This window comes from Vibrio sp. 10N.222.52.B7, from assembly GCF_041474275.1.
Taxonomy (GTDB): Bacteria; Pseudomonadota; Gammaproteobacteria; order Enterobacterales; family Vibrionaceae; genus Vibrio; species Vibrio crassostreae_C.
Window position 1 is genome coordinate 1 of the sequence record NZ_JBFRTU010000795.1, and the last position, 253, is coordinate 253.

The 253-nt window shown below is 47.0% G+C and carries 1 protein-coding gene; it reads right to left on the reverse strand.

Annotated elements, in window-relative coordinates; genetic code table 11:
• Nucleotides 1-253 (reverse strand): cation:proton antiporter (locus AB4512_RS25345; protein ID WP_372176224.1); only part of this gene is annotated, 253 nt, incomplete at both ends.

A 253-nucleotide genomic window follows, 5' to 3' on the forward strand; every position in this document is an offset into this window, starting at 1 on the left:
ATTCAAGAAGAAGCAAACAAGGAAAAGCTCTTTGAGGTTAAACAGCGATTTCGACAGCTCTGAAGCTTTTGGGTGACCGGCTAACAACATACCTAAGATCAGAGCACCTAGATCTGGTTTAACCCCTACAAACTGGAACAAGCCTGCACCGACGACCAATGCGAAGAAAATGCCGAACAGCACCAACATTTCGCCGTGACCAACCCAGTCGAGGACTTTGTAGAACAATGGACGACAGAATGGCAAAGCGAAC